The organism is Chitinophaga sp. NPDC101104, from assembly GCF_050277495.1.
Lineage (GTDB): Bacteria > Bacteroidota > Bacteroidia > Chitinophagales > Chitinophagaceae > Chitinophaga.
In genome coordinates this window covers 2,890,140-2,915,617 of record NZ_JBNNSF010000001.1, presented here as the reverse complement: position 1 = coordinate 2,915,617, position 25,478 = coordinate 2,890,140, and the positions used below count along the sequence as shown (strand labels likewise).

At 53.5% G+C, this 25,478-nt stretch carries 24 protein-coding genes; 3 read left to right on the top strand and 21 right to left on the bottom strand.

Features of this window, described 5'->3' with window-relative positions:
- Positions 1 to 372: 372 nt before the first annotated feature.
- The 4 genes from ACQKLP_RS11715 to ACQKLP_RS11700 form a co-directional block, all read right to left on the bottom strand.
- Entirely contained in the window at positions 373 to 1,197 is an 825-nt protein-coding gene (locus ACQKLP_RS11715; RefSeq protein ID WP_427322935.1) for an anti-sigma factor, read from the bottom strand.
- Positions 1,194 to 1,739, bottom strand: a complete 546-nt coding sequence (locus ACQKLP_RS11710; RefSeq protein ID WP_427322934.1) for an RNA polymerase sigma factor — start codon at positions 1,737 to 1,739, stop codon at positions 1,194 to 1,196. The genes ACQKLP_RS11715 and ACQKLP_RS11710 overlap by 4 nt, the downstream gene beginning before the upstream one ends.
- 102 nt (positions 1,740 to 1,841) lie before the next feature.
- On the bottom strand, positions 1,842 to 2,246 hold the full coding sequence (locus ACQKLP_RS11705) for a hypothetical protein (protein ID WP_427322933.1): 405 nt from the start codon (positions 2,244 to 2,246) through the stop codon (positions 1,842 to 1,844).
- Between the two features lie 102 nt (positions 2,247 to 2,348).
- The gene (locus ACQKLP_RS11700) at positions 2,349 to 2,843 is read right to left on the bottom strand and encodes a MepB family protein (protein WP_427322932.1); all 495 of its coding nucleotides are present in this window, start codon (positions 2,841 to 2,843) and stop codon (positions 2,349 to 2,351) included.
- A 108-nt stretch (positions 2,844 to 2,951) separates the two neighbouring features.
- Here ACQKLP_RS11700 and ACQKLP_RS11695 point away from each other — a divergent pair, with 108 nt between their 5' ends.
- Positions 2,952 to 3,425 carry a CinA family protein gene (locus tag ACQKLP_RS11695; protein WP_427322931.1) on the top strand — a complete coding sequence of 158 codons (474 nt, stop codon included), beginning with the start codon at positions 2,952 to 2,954 and terminating at the stop codon, positions 3,423 to 3,425.
- Positions 3,426 to 3,433: 8 nt separating this feature from the next.
- Here ACQKLP_RS11695 and ACQKLP_RS11690 read toward each other — a convergent pair whose 3' ends face one another.
- Both ACQKLP_RS11690 and ACQKLP_RS11685 read right to left on the bottom strand, forming a co-directional pair.
- On the bottom strand, positions 3,434 to 4,069 hold the full coding sequence (locus ACQKLP_RS11690; protein ID WP_427322930.1) for a hypothetical protein: 636 nt from the start codon (positions 4,067 to 4,069) through the stop codon (positions 3,434 to 3,436).
- Between the two features lie 44 nt (positions 4,070 to 4,113).
- Positions 4,114 to 4,491 (bottom strand): response regulator, encoded by a 378-nt coding sequence (locus ACQKLP_RS11685; protein ID WP_427322929.1) that lies wholly within the window; start codon positions 4,489 to 4,491, stop codon positions 4,114 to 4,116.
- 243 nt (positions 4,492 to 4,734) lie between these two features.
- Here ACQKLP_RS11685 and ACQKLP_RS11680 point away from each other — a divergent pair, with 243 nt between their 5' ends.
- Entirely contained in the window at positions 4,735 to 5,394 is a 660-nt protein-coding gene (locus ACQKLP_RS11680) for a DUF6766 family protein (protein ID WP_427322928.1), read from the top strand.
- Between the two features lie 76 nt (positions 5,395 to 5,470).
- Here the strand turns inward: ACQKLP_RS11680 and ACQKLP_RS11675 are convergent, their stop codons facing one another.
- The 9 genes from ACQKLP_RS11675 to ACQKLP_RS11635 form a co-directional block, all read right to left on the bottom strand.
- The gene (locus ACQKLP_RS11675; RefSeq protein WP_427322927.1) at positions 5,471 to 6,892 is read right to left on the bottom strand and encodes a SusD/RagB family nutrient-binding outer membrane lipoprotein; all 1,422 of its coding nucleotides are present in this window, start codon (positions 6,890 to 6,892) and stop codon (positions 5,471 to 5,473) included.
- Positions 6,893 to 6,897: 5 nt separating this feature from the next.
- On the bottom strand, positions 6,898 to 10,128 hold the full coding sequence (locus ACQKLP_RS11670) for a SusC/RagA family TonB-linked outer membrane protein (RefSeq protein WP_427322926.1): 3,231 nt from the start codon (positions 10,126 to 10,128) through the stop codon (positions 6,898 to 6,900).
- A 309-nt stretch (positions 10,129 to 10,437) separates the two neighbouring features.
- Positions 10,438 to 12,360, bottom strand: a complete 1,923-nt coding sequence (locus ACQKLP_RS11665; RefSeq protein ID WP_427322925.1) for an ATP-binding response regulator — start codon at positions 12,358 to 12,360, stop codon at positions 10,438 to 10,440.
- Between the two features lie 221 nt (positions 12,361 to 12,581).
- Complete coding sequence (locus tag ACQKLP_RS11660; RefSeq protein WP_427322924.1) at positions 12,582 to 13,160, bottom strand: toxin-antitoxin system YwqK family antitoxin; 579 nt, start codon at positions 13,158 to 13,160, stop codon at positions 12,582 to 12,584.
- A gap of 130 nt (positions 13,161 to 13,290) precedes the next feature.
- Positions 13,291 to 14,211 (bottom strand): DUF4382 domain-containing protein, encoded by a 921-nt coding sequence (locus ACQKLP_RS11655; RefSeq protein ID WP_427322923.1) that lies wholly within the window; start codon positions 14,209 to 14,211, stop codon positions 13,291 to 13,293.
- Between the two features lie 329 nt (positions 14,212 to 14,540).
- Positions 14,541 to 16,538, bottom strand: a complete 1,998-nt coding sequence (glgB, locus tag ACQKLP_RS11650) for a 1,4-alpha-glucan branching protein GlgB (RefSeq protein WP_427322922.1) — start codon at positions 16,536 to 16,538, stop codon at positions 14,541 to 14,543.
- Positions 16,539 to 16,627: 89 nt separating this feature from the next.
- On the bottom strand, positions 16,628 to 18,394 hold the full coding sequence (locus tag ACQKLP_RS11645) for a DEAD/DEAH box helicase (RefSeq protein ID WP_427322921.1): 1,767 nt from the start codon (positions 18,392 to 18,394) through the stop codon (positions 16,628 to 16,630).
- A 73-nt stretch (positions 18,395 to 18,467) separates the two neighbouring features.
- Positions 18,468 to 19,775 carry a 30S ribosomal protein S12 methylthiotransferase RimO gene (gene rimO, locus ACQKLP_RS11640; RefSeq protein WP_341839155.1) on the bottom strand — a complete coding sequence of 436 codons (1,308 nt, stop codon included), beginning with the start codon at positions 19,773 to 19,775 and terminating at the stop codon, positions 18,468 to 18,470.
- A 168-nt stretch (positions 19,776 to 19,943) separates the two neighbouring features.
- Positions 19,944 to 20,822 carry a cupin-like domain-containing protein gene (locus tag ACQKLP_RS11635; RefSeq protein ID WP_427322920.1) on the bottom strand — a complete coding sequence of 293 codons (879 nt, stop codon included), beginning with the start codon at positions 20,820 to 20,822 and terminating at the stop codon, positions 19,944 to 19,946.
- Between the two features lie 149 nt (positions 20,823 to 20,971).
- Between ACQKLP_RS11635 and ACQKLP_RS11630 the strand changes: the two genes are divergently transcribed.
- Complete coding sequence (locus ACQKLP_RS11630) at positions 20,972 to 21,499, top strand: RNA polymerase sigma factor (RefSeq protein WP_427322919.1); 528 nt, start codon at positions 20,972 to 20,974, stop codon at positions 21,497 to 21,499.
- A 506-nt stretch (positions 21,500 to 22,005) separates the two neighbouring features.
- Here ACQKLP_RS11630 and ftsY read toward each other — a convergent pair.
- The 6 genes from ftsY to ACQKLP_RS11600 all read right to left on the bottom strand — a co-directional run bounded on the left by ftsY (position 22,006) and on the right by ACQKLP_RS11600 (position 25,147).
- A complete protein-coding gene (gene ftsY / locus ACQKLP_RS11625; protein WP_341839151.1) occupies positions 22,006 to 22,968 on the bottom strand; it encodes a signal recognition particle-docking protein FtsY in 963 nt (320 codons plus the stop codon).
- 110 nt (positions 22,969 to 23,078) lie between these two features.
- A complete protein-coding gene (locus ACQKLP_RS11620) occupies positions 23,079 to 23,252 on the bottom strand; it encodes a DUF4295 family protein (RefSeq protein WP_126249337.1) in 174 nt (57 codons plus the stop codon).
- Positions 23,253 to 23,352: 100 nt separating this feature from the next.
- Complete coding sequence (rpmG, locus tag ACQKLP_RS11615) at positions 23,353 to 23,535, bottom strand: 50S ribosomal protein L33 (protein WP_089918539.1); 183 nt, start codon at positions 23,533 to 23,535, stop codon at positions 23,353 to 23,355.
- Between the two features lie 31 nt (positions 23,536 to 23,566).
- Positions 23,567 to 23,806 carry a 50S ribosomal protein L28 gene (gene rpmB / locus ACQKLP_RS11610; RefSeq protein WP_126249338.1) on the bottom strand — a complete coding sequence of 80 codons (240 nt, stop codon included), beginning with the start codon at positions 23,804 to 23,806 and terminating at the stop codon, positions 23,567 to 23,569.
- 115 nt (positions 23,807 to 23,921) lie between these two features.
- On the bottom strand, positions 23,922 to 24,509 hold the full coding sequence (locus ACQKLP_RS11605; protein ID WP_427322918.1) for a carboxymuconolactone decarboxylase family protein: 588 nt from the start codon (positions 24,507 to 24,509) through the stop codon (positions 23,922 to 23,924).
- 83 nt (positions 24,510 to 24,592) lie between these two features.
- Positions 24,593 to 25,147: a peroxiredoxin gene (locus tag ACQKLP_RS11600; RefSeq protein WP_341839149.1), complete on the bottom strand. Its 555-nt coding sequence runs from the start codon at positions 25,145 to 25,147 to the stop codon at positions 24,593 to 24,595.
- Between the last annotated feature and the right edge of the window lie 331 nt (positions 25,148 to 25,478).

Genomic DNA, 25,478 nt, shown 5'->3' with positions numbered 1-25,478 from the left:
TTCTACAAATGGTCCGATTCCATCTGCGGCTTCACTTTTTATGATTTGGCCTTGCAGGCTGGTGTGGCGGCAATGATTCGCTTCCCGCCTTCTACAAATGGTCCGATTCCATCTGCGGCTTCACTTTTTATGATTTGGCCTTGCAGGCTGGTGTGGCGGCAATGATTCGCTTCCCGCCTTCTACGATGGTCCGATTCCATCCGCGGCTTCAATTTTCAGGATTTTGCCCTGCAGGCCGGTTAGCGAAGATGATTTGTGCGATGGCGGCCGGTGTAGCGGAGACAATTCACTTCCCGCCTTCTACAATGGCCCCGATTTCATCCGCGGCTGTTGCATGCTGCATTAATAGTTAAGCATAAGGTTGAACCTACATTAACCGGCAACATTGCCCATTACATATAACTGGGTCAGATCTGGAGTAGGGCTTCCTCCTTCCTTTTCGAGGGTAATCGCGAATGCATCCGCATGTTCCACCGGCTTGAGCCGGCAAAAGCCTTGACAATTGTCCAGCATTCCTGCATCTACAGGCTTACCGTCGACCAAAGCCCATAACTGGAATTGTTTTCCTTTAGGCGCAGGCGGCAAAAATTGGGTATAGACAAAAACATCATGACTATCATCATTCCAGTAAATGGTAACTTCACCCTCTTTTCCACCCACACCTTTAAGCAGAATTTTCTTGGTGCCCGGTGCCGCAACAGAACGGACGTGGGAATACACCCTGGACATCGTATCCCTTATGGCACTGTTGCCCGCAAGCAGTAAATCGTTGCGGCGCATTACCGCCGCATAATCATCCTTCAGCCGGTGATAACGCTGATAAAGCAAAATATTCCCCGCAACACTTACCAGCAACAAAATAGCAGCTGCGGCAGCTACGCTCCCCCAACCGAATACCCCGCGGATAAGCTTCCGTTCACGCACTACCGTACCGGTTCCCGGATAAATGTTCCCGGCATCAGCTACATCGGTGCTTTCAGCTAACCTGTGTTTCAGGTCGTCCCACAGGTTATTCTCCAGAGGCCTGGCATGATCGAAACAATATGTCTCCAGATTCTCCTCGCACTTTTGAATGGCGGCTTCGATCTCCGGATACCGGGCACGGTATTGTTCCACTTCCGCCCTTTCCTCTGGCGTAGCAAGACCAAGTACATAACTTTCGATCACCCCACTTTGTATGTATGCCGATACGTTCACGCAAATAAAAATATAGATATCATTTTCCTGAGTTGCCGGATCGCTGCCCGCAACCTCGTTTTAACCGTCCCCATCGGGATATTCTCCAACCGGGCAATCTCTTCATGTGTATAGCCCTGAAAATAAGATAATTCTATCAATGCCCGATGCTCTGCGGTCAGCTTGCTGACCGATTTCCTTAAACCCGTATACTCTATAACCGATCCGGCGATCGCATGATGATAATCCTGAACAGGTTCTACCTTCCGCGCATTCCGCCATGCCGCACTCCGTACCGCATCTATCGCACCGGAACGGGCAATATTATGCATCCACGTAAAAAGCCTCGCCCTGGAGGGATCATATTGTTCCATCAAACGCCAAATCTTTACGAAACTTTCCTGCAAAACATCCTGCGCCGTGTGCGTTTCCGGAACGATACTGAAAATCACCCCGTATAACGCGGATGCGTAATTGTCGTACAAATACCTGAATGCGGTTTCGTCCCGCTGTTTTAACAGCTGAACCAGGTCGTCCTCTGTATATTTTGATATAAACTTCAAAAGATTATGAATAACTCGAACAGCATAATATACGGGGGAACCGTATATCCGGTTTTAAGATAATTGACGCCCCTCGCTGATGCCTGCAAGGGGCGTTCCGGACTATCCGTTCACCCACAGTTTCCAGCTGGCATCGAACTTATACCATTTACCATCGGCTCCCTCCCACTTCCATTCGGGCACTTCCGACCATGCATTGCCATCTGTGCTCCAAACTAGTTTGCCTTCATGGATCTTTAACCATTTGCCCTCCTTATCCATCCACATACCGGTCTTATCAGCTGTCCATTTCTTGCCATCATGGCTTTGCCAAAGCCCGCCTTTGGCATCCAGTTTATACCATTGCATTTTCCCTTCATGCATGCCTGCCCATGTACCCGTCGCGGACCTGGACCAATCGAAAGCAGCAGCCATGGTTTCAACACGGCAACCGGCCGACGCGAAAACATTCGGAGAAGTGATACCCATTACAGCCGCCAGCATGGCCATTTTCATTGTACTTTTCATAGTAGTGACGTGTTTGGTGTTGAATACAAAAATTGAAATCGAAATTATTCAATTGACAACACAGATACGGGGGCTTATGAAAAATAGTTTTGGCCGTGCAGTTTAAATTTGGCAGATCCGCTGCAACCTGCCGGCAGCTTCACTTTCATCCAGATCGATGAAGTAGCCGGATTGCCATTGTTGTGTTTTCAACGCCTGCCGGTTGGGCGCTTCCACCCAATCGGGATACAGCCGGAAGCCGCGCTTCCCTTCCTTCGGCCCGACCGTCAACACACCGTTATCGGCCAATGCCTGTTTCGGGAACATGAAAAATCCGCTGCGCGGTCCGCTTTGTACAGCGATCATGTAAAAGTCGTAGGGATCGGAAAGCGCGAAAGGCTCCGTTTCGCCGGCACCGCTTCTTTTCCATAACGCCACAAAATTGCCCGCTTTTTTGGGCGTTAATTTCGCCTGGCGGTATTTGATGCGGACGTTGCCCTCGCAAAGAAGGTCGTGGCCGTCGTAGTCTTCACTTCCGGCGTCTTGTAACATACTCGTGATGTGCCATCCCGCGGGACGTAATGCTTTGGATGCTATGGATGCGAGCGTAGCGGTCATATGGAGAATCGGGGTTAAAAAACCGGCCCGCAATGTAAGGATTCGTCGCGAAAAAATTCCCCGTTTCGCGGCTGGCATGCTATTTTCGGTAGTTCCGGCATGATCGATATGTCTTTACTTACCGCTATCCGCAACGGGCTCATCCACTCCGGGCAAACGATAGCCGTAGCCGAAAGCGCCACGGGGGGCGCGCTGCAATCCGCCATCGTAGCGGCTCCTGACGCGATGCGCTTATTCCAGGGCGGGATCACCGCTTACAATCTCGGGCAAAAATCCAGACATCTCCTCATTGAGCCCATCCATGCGCAGGAAGTGAATTGCGTGAGCGAACGGGTGGCGGCGGAAATGGCGGCGGGCGCATGCAGGTTGTTCCGCAGCGACTGGGGGATTTCCATCACCGGATATGTAACGCCCGTGCCGGAGTCCGGCAATAAAGTGTTTGCGTGGTACGCCATCGCGAAAGGAGAAGATATCGTGGAATCGCGCCGGCTCGATGCGCCTGGTGAAGATCCGGAACAAATCCGCCATTGGTATGCGGAAAAGTCCCTTGAAGCCTTTCTTGCCTGCCTGGAACGCGTATGAGGATAGAATTACTTCCGGATGCCGAGTATCCCATTCACCAGGCTCTTCCACTGGAAATGCGAAAACCCCAGCATGGCGGTGACAGACACGATGAGGTTGCGCAGCTTCGCGATCAGCCCTTTCGCATTCGTGTTCGGCACTTCATTGCGGCCAAACACGCAGGCGAACACCGTTCTTCCCTGCAAAACAACCATGAATGTACTTGTGGCATACCGCTGGAAGAAATGGGACACCCTGTGCAGCGGTTTCTCCGGCTGCGGCGCAGGGCGCACCCGCATTGCAACGGACAGTGTGTCGCTACGGATGTTCCGCTGCTCCGTAATGGCCTCGATCACGACCCAGTCGAACCCGTTCCCATTCGGGTTTCCAGGGCCCGGGAGCCGGATGCGGATGTAGTCGCCCGGAGCGGCTTTGCGCTGAACGGGCCTTCCGGATCCGTCGGAGAGATGGAAGGAGGCCAAAGGCTTTTCGCTCGTTTCTTTCCAGTTATTGACTTCCAGGAGCCTGTCCAGCGATTCACGGAACAGCTGTTCCGCATCTTCCTTCGTAGGCAGCGTGATCATCTGGCAATCGTTGGTCTTGTTCCCCAGATGCTGATCGGGGATGTCTTCCTTTCCTACGATGGCCGGGTCGTCCAAAAGCATAGTTTTTTTTAGTTTTCACGAAAAAATGGTGCCGGATTTTACCGTTACACGACATGCTGTTCTTCCAGCAAGGACCTCAGCCAGCTGCAAAGCCTGGAAATACTGACGTCCTTCACCCAATATCCGGATGCGCCGAGCATCAGCATTTCGTCGCGGGTGCGCGGGTCGGAAGACGTGGAATAAATGATGACGGGGATATCGCGGAGCTGCGGATCGGCTTTCATGGCCATTAAACAGCTGCGGCCATCCATCGGCGCCATATTCAGGTCAAGAAAAATGTAATCGGGCTTTTCACCGGCTGCGGCCAGTTTCTTCAATGCTTCGCGCCCGTCCCTTGCAAACTGGCACAACACCGGCAGGTTCAACTCACGAAGCGCGTAGAGGAATATTTCCTGGTCGTCCGTGTCGTCATCAACAAGCATACAGATACGATTTGATTTCATGCGGAACAATTGAGATGGAGTGATATGGTTCAAGTCGCTGGACGGTAAATAGCGCAGTATATGGAAGATAACGATTTTTATCAGTAACGGCTTTATTATTTGCGGTAACAACTGTGGCACATCGCCACAATTTGCGGCAGTAACTTCCCCACTACGCTTTCCAGCGCCCAAAATCAGCCATGGCACGCTTTTTCATCTCTTTATCACAAGGAGGTCATAGTTATGAAAAATCATTCCTTTTTCTACCGCAACGGGCTCAGTATCGTGTTTTTGTCATTGTTGTTTATTTGTCTTGCCGCGCAAACGCTTACAGGCTGGCAGGAGTTCAACGACGAATTGAAAGACCTGCATCTTCCACCCGTCCGTCTGCTGCCGTACCTGGCCAGTCCGCATTTTTTTGAAGCCACGTTCGAGAATTGGGAAAGTGAGTTTCTGCAGATGGGTATGTACGTGATTTTGACGGTGAAGCTCCGGCAATGGGGCTCGGCCGAATCCAAAGACCTCGATAAAAAAGAAGAGGTGGACCGAGAGCCGAAACCTTCGAAAGATGCGCCCTGGCCCGTCAACAAGGGAGGATGGTGGTTGCGGCTGTACAAGCATTCCCTTTCGCTGGCATTCTTCGGGCTCTTCATCGTTTCCTTCTGGCTGCATTTCATGGGAAGCCGCGGGCATTACAACCTGGAACAATCCGCCAGGGGCCTGCCCACCGAAACTGCCGCCGCTTATTTATCCAATCCCAAATTCTGGTTCGAATCGTTCCAGAACTGGCAGAGCGAATTCCTTTCCGTAGCGTCGATCGTCATCCTGTCGATATGGCTGCGGCAGTGGGGCTCGCCAGAATCCAAACCGGTTGATGCACCGCATTCCGAGACCGGAAAATAAAAAAGACCGGGGATGGAAATCCCCGGTCACTGTCATCCAAAATCTAAATAATGCTTATGATGAAAAGAAATGTCTGTTAAAATTTATCCCACCAGAGCTTGGTCTCCACTTTGTCTCCACCCATCGCCTGGGCCGCGGCTTCGTAGTTGCGGCGGTTGATGTTATGTTCTGAAACGGGATACCGGTAGCGTACGGGGAATCCGGAGATGGCATTTTGCGCGGGCTGCAGTTTCGGAAAATCCAGGCGGCGGAAATCCGTCCAGCCATCGGCCCCGCGGTTGAAAAACGCGATCCATTTCTGTACGCCGATGCTCTTTTTCCAGTTGGCGGGATCGTAAGCCACTTTCGGTTGCGCCAGGTATTGGGCGATCTCCGCATCCGGGATGTTCCAGGATTCAAGAGCTCCTCTCACGCCGGCCATATAGTGGTCTGCAGCCGAACCGGATACGTTCCAGCCACGCTGTTTCGCTTCCGCCAGCAGCATTTCCACTTCCGGATAATCCAGCATGATACCCGGCAATTCCGGGTTGTTGAAATCGCGGTGGATGCGGGAGAACTGGCGATAGTCCGGCTTGGTGCCCGGAGGCGCTCCCTTGTAGCCGCCCACTGTGGGCACGGTCCTGAAGAAGCGCGTCATCCGCGGATCATTGAAAGAAGCCAGCGTATCTACGATGGTTTTGCATGCCACGAAATCGATACGGCCGCTTTGAACCAGCTCTTCGTAAACCGGGTTGGTATACGGCGGCGAAGCGAGGAAATGCAGCGTAAAATTATCGTCTGCACTGGTAAAGACCCCTGATTCAATGGCGTCTTCGCCCGCCGTCTGTGCCGCAGTGGCGTCGCTGTCCGCTATGAGGATGGCCATTTTCAGCTTGAGCGAAGCGGCCATTTTCTTCCACGCGGCCACATCGCCGCCGTAGATGAGGTCGGAGTCGCCGAAGCTCTCCGCGCTATCGTCCATATCGCCGATCGCCGCAGTCAGCCGTGCCAGCAGGTCTGTATAGATGCCTTTGGCGTCGTCGTATTTCGGGAAGGAATTATCATCGTTGATCGCCTCTTTGTACGGCACGTTCCCGAAAGTTGTCGTGAGGTAATAATAAGCGGTCACTTCGAGCACTTCCAGCAAGGCCAGCTGGTTCTTGCGCACCTCTTCCGCCACTTCCGACGCTTTCACCCATTTGCGGCAGCTGTGGACATTCTTGATGACGAAAAAGTAGTGGTCGCGCCACCAGGCCCCCGAAAGCGCATTCCCTTCCAGCTCGTACTGGCTTTCCTGGTTATAGGTGGTTTGCTGCCAGTATTGGGTGATCACGCGGAACACGTTGACATATACGTTCGGAGAAGCATGCGCGGTAAACAGTTCGCGCTCGGCGCTGGCGAACAACGTTCCGGGAGGCACTACCTCGGGGTTCTTGAGGTCGTCGTTCAGGCTCGTCAGGTCTTTGGTGCACGACACCAGCGCACCGGCGAGCATTATAGTGATGAGTTGTTTTCTCATGTTGATCAGAATTTACATTTCAGGTTGAAGGTGAAAGTGCGCGTGGTCGGATAAGAACCGCTCTGGTAGCCCTGGAGGTTGCCCGATCCCAGGGTATCTTCCGGGTCGGCGTGCGGCAGGTTCTTATGGATGATCCAGAGATTGCGCCCGATCAGCGACAGGTCCAACCCCTTCACGAACCCGATCCTCGACAGCAACGTTTTGGGCAACGTATAGGTAAACACCGCTTCCCGCAGTTTCACATACGAAGCATCGTACACGAAGCCCTTGTTGGGATTGTAATAGTCGCCATACGTGCCATACTCGTTTTCCACCCATATTTCGTTTTCCTTACCGTCTGCCGTCACACCGTCCATGATCACGCCGCCGTTCTTATCGACCGGTTCGCGCGAGTTCACACCGCGACTGTTAACGAGCGCCGTTTCGGTATACAGCCCCTGGGAAAGCCCGTAATACATATCGAGGCTGAACACATCGCCGCCCTTACGCATGTCTACCAGGAAGCTGAGGAAGAAATTCTTGTAACGGAACTGGTTATTGAGCCCTGCCAGCCATTCCGGGTTGGGATTGCCGATGATGTTGTTGGTGGTGGGAGAAATGAGGTACCGGCCATCGTCGTCCACCGTTTTCCTACCGTTCGTATACACGTAATCGGTACCGCGGATGATGCCAAAAGGTTGTCCTATAGCGGCATTGATCGTCACGTTACCCTGGAAGCTGGCCAGCTGCAGGTTGTCGGCGCCATCGGGCAGCGATACCACGCGGTTTTTGTTGGTAGACCAGTTGGCGGTTACGTTCCAGGAAAAATCGGCCGTGCGCACGGGAGCGCCGGTCAGCGAAACTTCCAGCCCTTTGTTTTCCACTACGCCTGCATTCATGTACCGCGCGAGGAAGCCGGAAGCGGCGGAAGAGGCTACGGGAATGATCTGGTCGATCGTTTTGGTTTTATACGCGGTAAGGTCCAGGCCGATCCGGTTGTCGAAGAAACCGAGTTCCAGGCCGCCTTCCACGCTTTCGGTACGCTCCGGTTTCAGGCCCAGGTTGTTTTTGGTGGAACGGGTGCTGTATTGCACGACCGGCCCCCAGATCTGCTCCTGCAAATAGGTGTCGCGAACGGCGGAGATCGGGGCGTCGGCGCCTACCTGCGCATAGTTGGCCCGGAGCTTGCCGATGCTCAGCCAGGTAGCGGCGGGCAGCAGTTTGCTGAAGGTAAAGCCACCGGAGACGGACGGATAATAATAGCTGTTGGCACCCTTGGGCAAGGTGGAAGAAACGTCGCGGCGCAGGGTCAGGTCGAGCGACAGCATATCCTTGTACGAAAGGGTAGTTCCGCCGAAAATGCCCTGTACTTCCCTCCTGCCCAGGTATTCGAGCGGAGAAGCCGGCTGGCTGAGGGTATTGCTGAGGGTATACAGCCTCGGCACCACCAGGCCGCCGTTCGTTTCCGCGAGGATGTTCTCGATCCGTTGTTTACGGATGTTGGAGCCCAGCAGCGCTTTCAGCGTCAATCCATTCGCGATTTCCTTGTCGGCGTTCAGCAACAGGTCGATATTGGTTTCCTTGAACCAACGGTTAGACCGTAAATATTTCGGAACGCCGGTGCTGCCGATGGCGATGCGCTCTTCCCGCAGTTCGTCGTAATAGTCCTGCGCTACACGGGCCATCACGTTCAGCCATTCCGTAGCCTTGTAGTTGACGGAAACGTTGCCGAAAAAGCGGTTGCGGGTGTCGTCCTGGTAGTTTTCGTAGATCGTCCAGTAGGGATTGTCCCAGTAATACGGCCGCAGGTCGTCGTACCCCACGATGTTCCAGGGCCGGTTTTTCCTGTCCACGAAATACGCTTCTTTCTGGTCAAGAATGTCTACGCTGGTTTGCCACCATTGGCGGAGGCTGGTCATGATATTTTTACCTTCCGATCCGTCGTACCCCGTTCCCCATCTGCCTTTGCCTTTGATATTGGTGTAATTGGCGGCGGCGGAGATCGTCAGTTTCGGAATGGGATTGAAGGATGCGCTGATGTTGACGAGGTTCTTCTGGATGCGGCTGTTCTCGATGATGCCTTTTTCATCGTTGCGGGTAAGCCCCAGCTTGAAGGCCCCTTTATCTGTGCCACCGTCTACGAATACACTGAAATTAGTGGCCGAGCCCTTGCGGAAAAACGCGTCGGGATTATTTTCAGGCGCTGTCCAGGCGCGTTTTTTCAGGTATTTGGGCGTGCCGGGGTACAGCGATTCCCATTGGAACACCATGAGGTTGGGATCGAATTTGTGACCGTAGGAAGCATCGTCGCCGATCGGCGCGATGAGGTCCGGCTGGCCATCGCCGTCGAGGTCGTCTTCATAAAAATATCCGGTGGCATCGTCCTTGTCCGCCCCGTATCCGCCGCCATAGAGGCGTTGATAGGTCGGGAACGTGCTTTTATCGAGCATACCCAGCGTTCCGCCGGCGTTGAAAGTAACGCCCAGGCCGCGATTGGCTTTTTTGGTCGTAATGAGGATGACGCCGTTGGCGCCCTGCGATCCGTAGAGCGCACTGGCCGCGGCGCCTTTCAGGACGGTGATGGTCTCGATATCGTCTGCGTTGAAATCGGCCGCGGTACTACCGTAATCGTAGCCGCCGCCGCCGGTACGCTGCGAGGAGTTGGTGGTATTGAGGATATTGCGGGTGCCGGAAGCATTGGCATAGGGCACACCGTCTACCACAAAAAGCGCCTGGTTATCGCCCGTGATGGAGCGGATGCCGCGCAGCGTGATATTGGTGGAGCCGCCCATGGCGTTCCCCTGCTGGATGTTCAGCCCGGCGATCTTGCCGGAAAGGCCCTGCACGAAGTTGGGGGTCCTGATCTTGGCGACCTCGTCTCCCTTGATGGTTTGCACGGCATAGGGCATCTGGTTCCTGTTGCGGTTCACGCCAAGCGCGGTCACCACTACTTCGGTCAGCTGGCTTTCGTTTTTGGTCAGCCGGATGGTATAGTCGCCGTCCACCGCCGCGGCGGCCACTTCCGCGCGCAGGAAGCCGACCATGGTGAAAACGAGGACCGAGTGCTGGGGGGATTTGATGGAAAATTGTCCTTTGGCATCGGTAAAAGTGCCCGTGGTAGTGCCCTTGATCTGAACGGAAGCCCGCTCCAGGGGCATTCCCGTCTCATCCAGCACCACGCCCTTCCTTACCGCATCCTGCGCAAACAGCGCCGGCATGAGCCCGGTAAGGATCAACATGAATAGCAATCGTTTCATAAGCGTCTTTTAGGTTGATAAAATGAAGGTTTAGACACAGCAAGAAACGACCGGCCCGCCGATCTGAAAACCCTTGGGCCAACGAGATGGAGTTATTCAGTGCTAATATGACGAATTGGAACGCCGAGCGAAATTGCCCGGAATACGGATAAAATACGCCTGCCCGGCCGCAGGGACCGGGCATTCAAAACAGGCTACAATCAGCCACTGCAGCGGAATACAAAAGGAAACCGCAAGCAGGGAAAAATCGGTAATGCTACGTAGGCCACGCGGTGGTCCCACAGTGGCCGGGTGAAGTGACTGGATTTGTCAGGCGGAACGGGGCGCTTCCACGGGCACGCCGGCGAGCTTGGCCGGCATGGGTTGGGCGGCGAAGCGAAGCAATTTTTCCAGCACGGCGTGGAGCACCTTGCCGTCTACCGGTTTGCGGATATAACCGTCCATACCCAAATGGATATACGCAGCTTCCTGCTCCTTGAACGCATCCGACGAAACGGCGACCACGGGGATGTGGCGCAGCTTTTCGTCGGCGCGGAGCGCCAGGAACGTTTCCCGGCCGCTGAGCACGGGCATGTGAAGGTCCATGAGGATGACGTCGGGCATGGTTTTTCTCGCCAGCTCGATGCCGTCTGCCCCGTCGCTGGCGAAAGCTACGCGCGTAACGCCGATGCGGGCGAGGAAATGTTTCATGATGAGGTGGTCGAATTCATTGTCGTCCATCACCACCACGGTCGTATCTGCGGGCAATAAACTGAGTTCCACGGCGGGTTTCGGGAGCCCGGTCACTTCCTCGCTGACGAGCAGCGGCAGGGTGATGACGAAGTTGGTCCCTTCTCCGGGGGTGCTGCTGACCTGGATATTGCCGCCCATGGTTTCGGCTTTGCGCTTGGCGATGGCGAGGCCCAGCCCGCTGCCGCCGAATTCACGGTACACCTCGCTGTCGCCCTGCTCGAAGGGTTCGAAGATGGCGTCGAGCTGGCCGGCGGGGATGCCTTTGCCTTCGTCGCAGATCTGGAGGAAGAGGCGGTTCTGCTGATGGAAGCAGCGCACGCGGATATTTTTGCCTGCCGGCGTGAATTTGATGGAGTTGGAAAGGATATTGTTGATGATCTGGCCGAGCATGACCTTATCGCTGAGGATCTGTTCGGGGAAGCGGCCGTCTACTTCCAGGTGGATGGTGACGGATTGTTTGCTGGCAACACTTTGGTAAATGCTGACGGTGTGCCGGAGCCATTCTCGGAGAGAAAAGGGTTCTGGTCTTACTTCATCGGTTTTCCCGGCTTCTATTTTAGACAATTCCAGCACGTGATTTACGAGTTCAAGGATATTATGGCCTGCCGCCTGCATGTTCCGCGCCATTTGCCGGGCCTGGACGGGTGCGTCCGGCTCGCCGGAGGAAAGGGTATCGCAAAGGAGCTCCGTCATTCCCACGATCAGATTCAGCGGTGTCCGGATATCGTGACTCAACTCGCTGATGAACTGCGTTTTGGCATTGTTGGCCTTTATCAGCGCAAAGGTACGTTCGCGGACGAGCTGTTCCAACTCCCGGCTGTATTTTTCCAGTTCTTTCCGCTGCCGCTCCACTTCCCGGCGGCTTTTGGCGAGCGACATATTCCTGTTGCGCAAAATCCGCAGCAGGTCCATGATATTATCCTGGTAAAGGTGGATGGCCAGGTAGTTGAGGTATAGCACAACCGGCATTACCATCCAGCGGTAGATATTCTGTGTCGTTTCGTTTAATGGAAGCGGCGTAATAAGATGAAAATAGTAAATAAACTCGAGAATAACCAAACAAAGGATGGGCATGGCCGCACAGATGATGCGGGGCCCCTTTTCCTGGGGTTTCCAGATGAGCAGTGCCACGCTCATAAGGAAAACGGCCAGCAGCTGTACTTCCGTCACCCGTCCGAGAATACTCCCGTAATACAGGATCAATGATATGAAAATAGCCTGTATGGCCACGCGTGCCTCCGTATGCCGCCTCCTGCCGTTGAGCCAGATCACCCCGAAAAATGATGGGGCAAACACCAGCAAAGCGGGCAAAAGAATAAGCAGCGAGTGCAGCAGCAGATAAAATGCAATGCCGTAGATGATCACCAGCCACCCGGTGATCGCGCTCACGATGTTGACCACCCTGATCCTGCGGGCCTCTTCCTTACCGATCGATTGTACCACGCCCATCCGGTATATGGCCTGGACCCTGATCCGTAGCCGGGATAAAATTTGCATCATCACGAACAGATTTTGAAACAAACAAATTGGAAAAATAAAGCGTCGCCGGCGCCAGGTTTTTCATGTCTTGCATTGCCGGCCGGCTGCTACAGTAGTTCAATCAAATAGGTGGATCGTTATCACGGGGCATTCACCACAGTTGCGGTGAATAAATATAAGGATTCCTTTCCGTATTAAAATATACGTTACGACGCGGGGTTCGGATTAGTTTTGGTATGTTTTTATTCTTTTCTGCCGCCCCGTTTCGCCGGCTGTGTCTCATGCGGCAAAGGAGTTTGTGTTGCGCGCCGTTTTTCCTGCATCACCGACTCGCTGATCTCCCCCTTTTCATAGGTTTCCCGGAGCACGCCGCCGTCTTCATCATAGAGCTTCCATTCGCCGTGGCGCACGGAATGGCCCTTACGTGTTACTTCCACAAGTTTCTCCTCGCCCGTCGTCACATCGATGGTCACAACGGTATCTTTTTGTCCTTCCAGGTCGATGGCCAGCATCCTGCCCGTCGCCATTATTTTTCCATTGGGGTAATAATATTTGCACAGCCCGTCGAGCGCGCCGTTTTTATACGTTTCTTCCGCCACGAGATCACCATCTTCCGTCGTCTTTTTCCAAACGCCTTCCTTCCGGTCGTTCAGGTAAGTGCCCTCCAGTATGTACGCCGGGTCTTCCCGCAGCGCGGGCAGCCTTTCCATCCACACGCCCTGTTTACGCTTTTTCGCGTCTACCCGGTTTTCCGCGCTTTGCGCGCCGGCGGAGAAATAAAGGCCGCAGCCTAACAGGATCATAATGCCCGTGCGTTTCATACTCATGATTTTTCGATCCCACAAATTAATATTTTTTATCAACCAACAAGTCTTCCGGAAGTAAAAAGGCCGCTCCATTTCCGGGAACGGCCTTATACAGGAAACGCATAGGTTATGCGCTGATCAGAATCTATTTTTTGAGCGTGATGGAAGGGATGCGTGTTTCCCTCGCTCTTTCCACTTTTACATCCGTTACCGTCGTGTCTCTATACCCGTTGCCGGCATTTACAAAAACGCTGTAGGTGCCGGGTTTGAGGCCCCTCACCTTCCATTCTCCGCTACGTCCGGGCAATGCGTACAGCGAATCGGCGTTGTTGTATACCGTGATCACGGATTGCGCATCCACCGGCAATACTTTTCCGGAAACGGCGCCCGTCTGTTTCACCGTCCATACATGGATATAAGGCTTGAGGATGAAACGGCCGTTGCTGACGCGGATGATGGAACGCTGCACGTCGAAATCCAGCCACAGCTGCAGGTTGTCGGGCGATACTTCGTCCCACTCGTTATGCCGTACACGGATCACGATCTTCACCTGCCCGTTGATGGAACGCAGCGGATACGTCACCCCGTCTTTCACGAGCGAATTCTCCGTCCCCAACGTGATGCGGATGCTCGTGATGCGCCCCTTCGGAACGTAACCCGTCGCCAGGCTCGTATCCAGGCCGTTGCGCAGCTGTAACATATCGTATACGCCCGGCTTCACGCCCAGCGAATCCCACACAAAGCAGTCGCGGTTATGCCAGCGGTCGTGCCAGTCTTCCCACCAACCGCAACGGTCGCGGTCGTCCCAATCGTCGTCATCATCATCGTCATCGTCATTGCGCGCCGTCGTTGCGCAGGTGTCCGTCAAAACTTCCACTTTACGGATGTCGATATTCACCTTGTCGAACAGCCCGGGATCGTCTGTCAGCATGAGGCTGACTTTCTGCTTTCCATCGGGCACTTTTTCGGGTGCGGCGGATTCGTTTTTGCTACAGGCGTAAATTACGACGGACAGTATGCCCATAAGAAGTACGGGCCAACCAGCTTTTCGGAGGATGTTTTTCATACTAAAGATTTGGTTTTAAAGGTGATGTGGTTTTTATGTTGTACCCGGTTAAAGCGTTGACAATAAATATGGCATGGACGGAGGCATACGAAGTTTTTCGTTCAATACAGATAATGGTTTTTTCCTGGTTCAATACAAGATAATGGCAATCCATTTAACGTGCGAACGCTAATGCTTATTGTCTGGATACAGGTGGGCGACTGGAGAATTCATTCCACCGAACAAAAATCTCAGCCTTTAGCGCACCACTGGGGCGCAGCCAGGCGTTTCCGGACGATTGGTACCGGAATGCAACCACAAATTTTCGGCCAGATTATTTCGGGAGGGTATTATGCTTTTTTCCTGCCCTTTTTCGGTTTTTCCGGTTCCATTTTCAGGATGGAAGCCCCCAGGGGCGGGAGTCTCAGCATGAGGTCGAACGGCCGCCCGAACCGTCCGGTAACCGGCGTCAGCGGCCCGGTGTTCACGACGCCGCTGCCGTACCATTGGGCATCGTCGCTGTTGAGGATTTCGTGGAAGGTATTGCCCCAGGGAATGGGCACCGGGTAATCTTCACGGGGCACCGGCGTCATGTTCAGTACCACGAGTATCACGTCCCCGTTCGCGCCTTTGCGGGCGTACACGAGGATGCTGTTTTCCTGGTCGGCCAAATGTATCCACTCAAACCCCGCGGGATCGAACTGCTGCCCGAAAAGCGCCGTTTCCCCGGTATATAAACCGTTGAGCGCCTTTACGAATTCCCGCAGCCTGCCGTGGGTAGGGTGCTGCAGCAAATGCCAGCCCAGTTCCGACTTGAAGTTCCATTCCTTCGTATCCCCGAACTCGTCGCCCATGAAAAGGAGCTTGGTGCCGGGGTGCGTAAACATGTAACTGTATAACAAGCGCAGGTTCGCGAATTTCTGCCAGTCGTCGCCGGGCATTTTGTAGATCATGGGGCTTTTGCCGTGCACCACTTCGTCGTGGCTCAGCGGCAGCATGAAGTTCTCGCTGAACACGTACATCATGCTGAAAGTGATCTGGTTATGATACCATTTACGATAGAGCGGGTCTTTCTTGAAATAATCGAGCGTATCGTTCATCCAGCCCATCATCCATTTCATCCCGAACCCGAGCCCGCCGAGGAATACGGGCCGGCTCACGCCGTAAAAGGAAGTAGATTCCTCGGCGATCGTCTGCACGTCCGGATACCGCTCGTAAATGCGGGAGTTCATTTCCTTGAGGAAGGAGATCGCTTCCAGGTTTTCGGCGCCGCCATGCACGTTGGGCTCCCAGGTCCCCGGTTTGCGGGAATAATCCAGGTGGATCATCGAGGCCACCGCGTCCACGCGCAACCCGTCGATATGAAAACGGTCGAGCCAGAAAAGGGCATTGCTCAGCAAAAACGAGCGCACTTCGTTACGGCCATAGTTGAAAACATAACTGTTCCAGTCGGGATGGAACCCTTTCCGCATGTCCGCATATTCATAGCAATGGCTCCCGTCGAAGCGGTACAGGCCATGGTCGTCATACGGAAAATGCGAAGGCACCCAGTCCAGGATCACCCCGATCCCCGCATGATGGAACGCATCTACCAGCGCCATAAAATCCTGCGGCGTGCCGTACCTGCTCGTGGGCGCGAAGAACCCCGTCAGCTGGTACCCCCAGCTCCCGTCGAACGGGTGCTCGGCCACGGGCATGAATTCCACGTGCGTGAAACCCATCTCCTTCACGTACGGCACCATCATGGCCGCCATATCGCGATAGGTATAAAAACGCTCATGGTCGTCCGGATCGGGCCGGCGCCAGGAGCCGAGATGCACTTCATAGACGGAAAATGGACTGTCCAGCCCGTTCTTCTCCCCTCTTTTCTTCATCCAGGCCGCGTCTTTCCATTTATATTCCAGTTTCGTGGTGACGGAAGCCGTTTTCGGCCGCAGCTCCCAGCTGTTGGCGAAGGGGTCGCCCTTCCGCAGCTCTTCCCCGGAATTGGAGCGGATGAAATATTTATACAGCTGCTGTTCCCTGATCCCGGGAATGAACCCTTCCCAGATACCCGATTTGTCCCACCGCGGGAACAGGGTATGGCTATAGGCGTTCCATTCGTTGAAGTCCCCGATGACCGACACAAAAGCCGCATTGGGCGCCCACACGGCGAAATACGTGCCCTGCTTTCCTTCGTAGGTAAGCCCGTGCGAGCCGAATTTCTCGTACAGCCTGTCGTGCGTACCGGCCTGGAAAAGCTCCACGTCCCTGGCGGAAAACAGGGAGAAAGGCTCAACGGGCTGTAGTTCTCTGAAAGGCTCTTCGTTGCGGGGGAGCTTTTGTTTGTTCGGTTGATGGGTCGTCATATCTGGGCTTTGGGTGCTTTGGTACAAGGTAAAAAAATACCCGCAAACTGACGCTTGCGGGTATAATATTTCTTGATAAGAAAAATCAACTAGCCACGTTTCGGACGGAATCCGCCACTGCTGGCACCTTTCGAGAATTCGCGGCGCGGACGGAAAGTACCGTCTTCGCTGCCGGTCCAGGTGCGCTTGGGGCGGTCGCCGTAAGAACGGTAACCACCGCCGCCACCGGGCTTGCGCTTATCGCCGTCCTGGGAGGTTTCGATCCGCACGGAGCGGCCGTTGTAATCCACTTTCTTGAAGCCGGTCTGTACCTGGGGTACCACATCGTTTTCCACTTCGAAGAAGGAATACACGCCTTTCAGGTCGATGCGGCCGATCTTGTTGCCGCGGATGCCTGCGTTATCGCAGATAAAGCGGAGCATATCGCCACGGGTGAAATTGTCTACCGAACCGAGGTTGATGAACAGACGGGTGAATTTGCCGGAGTTACGGCGGGTCATCGAATGTTCGTCGCTGCCGCGGGGGCCTTCCTTCACGTTCAGATCAGGGGCGTCCTGGTAGTATTCGAGGAATTCGTTGAATTCGAGGGATGCGAAGCGGCGGATGATATCTTCCTTGCTCAGGTCCGCGAATTCTTCGTAGATGCGGGTCAGGTAAGGATCGATCTGCTCTTCGTTAACGGTTACGTTATGTACGCGGTGAACGAGGGCGAACAGCTGTTTTTCGCAAACGGCGAACCCGTCGGGCACTTCACCTTTTTCGAATTTCTTGCCGATCACGCGCTCGATCTGGCGGATCTTGCCGATGTCGCGACCGCTGATGATGGCGATGGAAACGCCGGAGCGGCCTGCACGGGCCGTACGGCCGGAGCGGTGGGTGTAGTTCTCCACGTCGTCGGGCAGTTCGTAGTTGATCACGTGCGTAACGTTATCCACGTCGATACCGCGCGCAGCCACGTCTGTAGCCACCAGTACCTGGAGGTTCTTTTCACGGAAGCGTTTCATCACCTTGTCGCGCTGCTGCTGGGTGAGGTCACCGTGCAGGGCGTCGGCGTTGTAGCCGTCCTTGATGAGCGATTCCGCGATTTCCTGGGATTCGATCTTGGTACGGGTGAAGATGATGCCGAAGATGTCGGGGTTGAAATCTACGATGCGTTTGAGCGCGGCGTATTTGTCGCGGGGACGCACCACGTAGTATTCGTGCTCGATGTTGGCGTTACCGGTGTTCTTGCCGCCAACGGTCAGTTCGAACGGATCTTCCATGAATTTCTGGGCGATCCGGCGTACTTCCTGGGGCATGGTGGCGGAAAACAGCCAGGTGGTTTTTTCTTCGGGGGTGTTGGAGAGAATGCTGTTGATGTCTTCCTGGAAGCCCATGTTCAGCATTTCGTCCGCTTCGTCAAGGATCGCATAGCGAACATTGTCGAAGTTGATGGCGCCACGCTCGATAATGTCGAGCAGGCGGCCGGGCGTTGCCACTACAACGTGCGCACCGCGTTTAAGGTCGCGCAGCTGCATTCCGATGGAGGTACCGCCGTATACGGGAACGATGTTGATTTCGCCCAGGTATTTTGAAAAGTTCTTGAGGTCGCTGGTGATCTGCATGCAGAGCTCGCGCGTGGGGCACAGGATCAGGCTCTGGGGCTGTCGGACCTTCAAATCCAGCTGATGCAGCAGGGGAAGACCGAAAGCGGCCGTTTTACCGGTTCCCGTTTGTGCGAGGCCCACAAAGTCGCGGTCGCCGCCCAGCAGAACCGGGATGGCTTTCTCCTGGATGGGTGTCGGGGTCACAAAGCCAAGGTCGGTAACGGCTTTAAGCAGGTTTTCCTGTAAGCCTAATGTTTCGAATGTAATCATGTAATTTTTTTCGGTGGCCCGGGGTTGTTTTAATAACCGGACCGGGTGATCTAATGACGCCGGCGCAAAAAGTTTAAACCAGCTCTCCTTCCAGGTCGTAGTCGAACGCCCTGGTAATTTTAACCTGTACGAAATCTCCGGGTTTCAACTTCCTGTCCGTGTTAATGATCACTTCATTATCCACCTCTACCGAATCGAACTCCGTGCGGCCCAGGTATCGGCCGGATTCTTTTTTATCCACTATTACTTTGAAGACTTTGCCAACCATCTCCTGGTTTTTCTCCAGGGAGATTTCCTGCTGCGTTTCCATGATGTCCTGCGCGCGGCGTTCCTTTTCTTCAGCGGGGATCGTGTCTTCCAGCTCGTAAGCCGAAGTATTTTCCTCGTGGCTGTAGGTGAACACGCCCACACGGTCGAAGCGGACTTCTTCGAGGAAGCGTTTTACGTCTTCCACGTCTTCCAGCGTTTCGCCGGGGAAGCCGGTGATCAGGGTGGTGCGCAGGGCGATGCCGGGCACTTTTTCGCGGATGCCGGCGATGAGGTCCACGATCTCCTGGCGGGTGATCTGGCGCTTCATGGCTTTGAGCATCGGGTCGGCGATGTGCTGCAGCGGGATGTCGAGATAATTACAGATGTTGTCGCGCTCGCGCATCACGTCCAGGATTTCCATGGGGAATTTCGTGGGATACGCGTAATGCAGCCGGATCCACTCCAGCCCTTTCACATCGGCGAGGGCGTTGAGCAGATCTGCCAGGCGGCGCTGCTTGTACAGGTCCAGCCCGTAATAGGTCAGTTCCTGCGCGATGAGCATCACTTCCTTCACACCGATCTTCACGAGCCTTTCCGCTTCCGCCACGATCTGTTCGATGGGCTTTGAAACGTGCTGGCCGCGCATGAGCGGGATGGCGCAGAAGGAACAGGTGCGGTTGCAGCCTTCGGAAATTTTCAGGTAAGCGTAATGGGAAGGCGTGCTCAGCAGGCGCTCCCCGATCAGTTCCGCCTTGTAATCGGCATCGAATTTCTTCAGGATGGCGGTCATTTCCATCGTACCGAACCAGGCGTCCACACCGGGAATTTCCTTCTCCAGGTCGCCCCGGTAACGCTCGCTGAGGCAACCGGTCACGTACACCTTGTCGAGCTTGCCGCTCTCTTTCAGGTCTACCTGGTCGAGGATGGTGTTGATGGATTCTTCCTTTGCTTTGTCAATAAATCCGCAGGTGTTGACAATCACGATGTTATGATCGCGTTTGGCATTTTCGTGCACCACATCGATGTCGTTGGCTTTCAGCTGACCGCTTAATACCTCCGAATCCACCATGTTTTTGGAGCAACCCAGCGTGATAATATTAACCTTGTCTTTCTTTAAAGTTCTCGTCTTCAAAAAGCAATTTTTTAATTTCTCCCGGTTTCGTCCCGGAATTGCCACGAAGACACGCAGACACGCTCTTGAGAGTACAGCAGGCAAGCTGTTTGAAGTGACTATGAGCCTAAGTGGAGCTATTGAGAAGACGCAAAGGTAAGTAAATTATTTGAATATCTGCATTTTCCGTTAGGCCATGAGGCGGCGCATGGCTTTTTCGGCTCTTTGGGTGGCTACTTTCCGTTTATAATGGTACCACCATTCCGGCGCCATTTTGATGAGGAGGTTGTTGACGCTGCGGAGCCCTGCGATGTGGTAAAGCCCGTTGAGCTTGCCGGAGAGCGATTGGTCGAGGGCGCGGAGGCTCATGGCGAAACCGCCTTCCAGGTATTCCATATGGTGCCAGTAGCCTCCGGGCATGAACATGGAATCCCCATGCTCCAGCACCGTGGTATACGCTTTGGCGTATTTGAGCGCGGGGTAACGGTTTTCGTCGAGCCGCTCGGCCCAGCCCACGAAATTGGCGGCGCTTTCCACGGTCATGGGCATGCGGTATATGAGCTCCGACTGGTTGTTTTCCAGGAGCAGCACGCGTTTGCGGCCAACGAACTGGGTATGGAAGATGTGGCTGAGATCGATGTCGTAGTGCATATGGGCAACCGAACCGCCACCGCCGACGAAGAGCATCGGGTATTTTTTGAGGAAACCTTTGGCGAGCTCGTCGGGCCAGCTGAAATCTTCCGTCAGCTGCGGGGCGTGCTGAAAAATGTTGAACAGGAAGATGCGGAGCTGTACCGGCCCTTTGGCGACCATGTCCAGGTACTGGCCGAACGTGATGTATTCATCGGCCCCGTTCACGAGGGTTTTGGCCCCTGCCCTTTCGTTGTTGTAGACGCCCACGGTCTTGTCGCCGACGATAGACTTGAAATATTCCCAGGTCCACTTTTCGAAGGCTGGCCATTGTTTGGACAATCCTGTGATGATCAAGGGTTTGCGGGTCTCGTAATAGTGTTTCCTGAAATCTTCCGGTGTGATATGGTCAACTCGATCTATGGATTGTACTTGCATAAACACGAATTGGTTTAATGGGTGAAAACAAATGACGCTATCCCAAATTTAAGGAATTGCTGCATTCGGAGCGCACGGGGTAAATGGTTGAAATCTTGGTTTTTAGAAAAAGTTGGGTGATATTTCGGGGGAAAGGGTATTACCGGATGATGGACCCACAACAATATAATGAATGGCTTTCGGCCCTGCGCACCGGCGACCGCCCTGCCTGTGAGGCCCTTTATTCCGAGTGTTTCCCCGCGGTGGAGCGCATGGTGCTCCTGCGCGGCGGTACCCGTCCGGATGCGGAAGACGCCTTCCAGGAGGCGTTTATGGCATTGTGCCAGCTGGCCGCGGATTCCTCGTTCCGGCTCACGGCGCCTCCTTCCCATTTTCTGCTGGCGGCGGCGCGCCGGCAATGGCTGAAGCGCCTCCGCGAAAGGGAACGCCTGTCTTCCCAGCCGCTCCCCGATCCGGCGGATTGCCCGGAACCCGCCCATACCCCGTTGGCACCGCTGTACGCGGTGCTCAAGCGGTTGACGCAGCATTGTTTCCTATTATTGTCGAAGGCGTTCCTGCTCCCCAAAAAGCAACAGGAAAAAGTAGCGGAAGAACTGGGCTATAAAAACCGCCATTCGTTCGACAACCAAAAATACAAATGCCTTCAGCAAGCCCGGAAAATTGTCCGCAAAGGGTGAGAATTTCGTAAAACGGGTATCTCTATTAAAAAACATGCAAAACAATTGCCCGGTACCCACCACTCCCCGTAAAGGCTGGAAAGCCGTTCTCTTCCGGTATGGCTATTGCCCGATGTGCATTTCGGCGGGATTGATCCATAACTGCCTGCGTTTCTTTCGAAGAAGCAAGAACTAGCTATTCAAGTTAACTAACTGGATATCAACCTATTGTCATGATTATTTAAAATAGGATCGCAGTCCCGTGGAACTGCGATCCTATTATTTCCCCTATTTATTCGCCCTGATATGGCAATGAACGGTCAAACCGGCTTTCGACATGATCATCGTCCCACACATGTTACCTTGGTACCTAAGTCCGGTTACCCTTTGTATCCACCCAATGACAAATATCTTCATTACCAATGTCCTGTTGGGAAAAACAACGGCATGGGATCATTCCCTGGCACCAGCACTATAAAAAAAGCCGGAAGCAAAACTCCCGGCTACACAATAATGATTTATGATAATCAGCTATTTAGGCTAAACAGCGAATCTACGAATTCTTCTTTGTCGAACACCTGAAGATCTTCCATTTTCTCCCCGATCCCGATGTATTTCACCGGGATTTTGAACTGGTTGGCGATGGCGAGCACCACACCACCCTTGGCGGTACCGTCCAGTTTCGTGATGGCCAGGGAAGTTACTTCCGTGGCAGCGGTGAACTGTTTGGCCTGTTCCAGGGCGTTTTGGCCTGTGGAGCCATCGAGCACGAGGAGCACTTCATGGGGGGCGTCGGGGATCACCTTGTTCATGACGCGCTTGATTTTGGAAAGCTCGTCCATCAGGTGGAGCTTATTATGGAGCCGGCCGGCGGTGTCGATGATGATCACGTCCGACCCGCGGGAAACACCGCTCTGTACGGTATCGAATGCTACGGCAGCGGGGTCTGAGCCCATTTGCTGCTTCACGATGGGCACGCCTACGCGCTCGCTCCAGATGGTCAGCTGGTCTACCGCGGCGGCGCGGAAGGTGTCCGCAGCGCCGAGCAGGACGGATTTACCGGCTTTATTATAATTATATGCGAGTTTGCCGATGGTGGTGGTTTTGCCGACGCCGTTCACTCCTACGACCATGATCACGTAAGGTTTTTTGCCTTCGGGGGTGGAGAAGTCGCGGAACCCGGAATCGGGGGCATCCACGAGAATGGCTGCGATTTCCTCTTGCAGTATACGGTTCAACTCGCTGGTGCCCATATACTTATCTTTCGAAACCCTTGCTTCGATGCGGTCGATGATGCGAACGGTGGTATCTACCCCAACGTCTGCGGAAACGAGGGCTTCTTCGAGGCTATCGAGCACTTCGGCGTCTACGGTGGATTTGCCGGCGATGGCGCGGCCGATTTTGGAAAAGAAGCTCTCTTTCGTCTTCTGCAGGCCCTGGTCCAGGCTTTCCTTCTTTTCGCGGGAAAAGAGCTTATTGAAAAATCCCATACTGGTGATGCTAGTGGTTAAAAAACTGGAGCGAAGATAAGGATATAAACACAAAAAGCCGTCCGTCTTAATACGAACAGCTTCTGTGCAGTATGATTAGTAAAGCCGAATTACTTTTTGTTAAAGTACTCAGTTACAGTATCCTTGTGGATGATCTGCTCCTTGAAGGTATAAGCGCCGCTCTTGGGAGAACGTTCAGCTTTGATCACTTTCGTCCACACTTTGGATTCAGCCGCAGCCTTCGCGTCTTTTACTTTCGAGTTCTTTGAAGCTTGTTTTGCCATTTCGTATAAATGTTAAACGTTAATTGTAAAGGTTGTCAATCGTCAAGCGCTAATCGAATATAGACGTAAACGATTAACAGCCAGGCAATTAAAGTCGACCTTATTTAATTTCCTTGTGCACAGTCACCTTCCGGAGAATGGGATTGTACTTTTTCAGCTCCAGACGCTCCGGAGTGTTTTTCTTGTTCTTGTTGGTGATGTAGCGGGAAGTCCCGGGCTGACCGGAGTTCTTATGCTCCGTGCACTCGAGGATTACCTGCACCCTGTTACCTTTCTTTGCCATTTTGTATACTGGTTAAGTTGATACCGATGAATTAAACGTCTTTTCTACCTGCAGCGCGCATTTCTTTCACAACAGTGTAGAGACCACGCTTATTAATGGTTCTCAGACCGTCTGCGGACACTTTCAAAGTGATCCAACGATCTTCCTCTGCCAAAAAGAAACGCTTGGTTTGCAGATTGGGCAGAAACCTTCTCTTTGTCTTAATGTTCGAGAAAGATACATGATGACCTGTAATCGGTTTTTTCCCAGTCACCTGACATACTCTAGCCATGTTCTAAAAATTTTGGACTGCAAAAGTCGCATTAATTTATGTAAATATCAAATTAAAGGAAGTGTTTTTATTAACACTCCGGAATCACTGTCTAAAATAATGGACGATTCGCTCATTAGAATAATACCCCCAGGCTCTTCACCACCGCGCCCAGCCGCACCGCGTCCAGCACCCGTTGCTGCGACGTACCGTGCTTCAGCAGGGCTTCTTCGTGGCTCGTTACGCACATCTGGCAGCCGTTCAGCGCGCTCACCACCAGGCTCAGCAGCTCAAAGAACTCCTTCCCGATCACCGGGTTGGCCATAATGCTCATCCGGATACCGGCAGGCGCAGAAGTATAAAATTCCTTCTCCACGAAGTGGCGGAAACGGTAATACACGTTGTTGGCGTTCATAAGCGAAGTGCAGCTGATCACCTCTGCCACTTCCTTTTCCGTAGCCCCGGCAGCCAGCGCCAGTTGCTCGAAACCGCCCTGCAATGCCGGCAATTTCTCGTTCACCGCCACAGACAGCGCCACGAGGAAAGCTTCCTTCTTCTCGAGGGTTGCCGCGTCGAGCGCATTGGAAACGTTGATTTTCAAGTCTTTCAGATAACGCGCATCCACAGCGGCCAGCGCGGCCAGTTTGGCCGGCACTTCGGCGGCGCCCAGCCCTACAGCCTGCAGTATCTGTTGTGCGGTATCGGTCGTATTGGTCCCAAACATCGGTTGTATCGATTTGAAATGTCAGAAAAATGGCCGGACAAGCAGCATGCCGCCCGGCCACGAAATAAAGTCGTTGCTCGAAATTACGCGTTGAGGGTAGCTTCGCCTTTCTGCCAGTTGCAGGGGCAGAGCTCGTCGGTCTGCAGCGCATCCAGTACACGGATCACTTCTTTCACGTTACGGCCAACGGAGAGGTCGTAGATGGAAGTCCACCGAACGATACCCTGGGGATCTACCACGAAAGTAGCGCGGTAAGCGATCTTCTCGCTGGCTTCCAGGATGCCCAGCTCGTCTGCCAGGGATTTGGAAGTATCGGCCAGCATGGGGAACTGCAGGCCGCGGAGATCGTCGTGGTTTTGTCTCCATGCCAGGTGCACGAACTCGGAGTCGGTAGAAGCGCCGATCAGGATCGCGTCGCGGTCAGCGAAATCCTGGTAATGTTTGTTGAACTCGGCGATCTCGGTGGGGCAAACGAAGGTGAAATCTTTCGGCCACCAGAACATTACCATCCATTTTCCGGAAGCTTTGATCTCTTCGGAAGAGATCTCATAGAACTCCTTGCCTTTCTCGATGGAAACTACTGCCTTTTTTGCGAACTCAGGGAATTGGGCCCCTACTGATAAAACTGCATTTTTCATAATACTATTATAACTGTTTATTGATTTTCAAGTCGGACTGTTGTGAATCGCCGCCGCAAAGTTCCGTTCCCGCAAGGGATAAATCAAATAGATTTACTAACACCTGATATTGTTTCTATCTATATCATTTTGAATTCCGATAGATGAACGTAGTGTTAAATCCAAGCCCAGTACGGACTTCCGGAAAAGTGGCGGAAATACCTACGCGGAACGGATTTTTTCACTGCGGAGCCATTTAACCTTTTGGCACGTATTTTAGTTATATCTAGACAGGTAAAAAACGATTGGATATGAAACTGAGAAACATTTTGCTTACGATCCTTACGGTTGG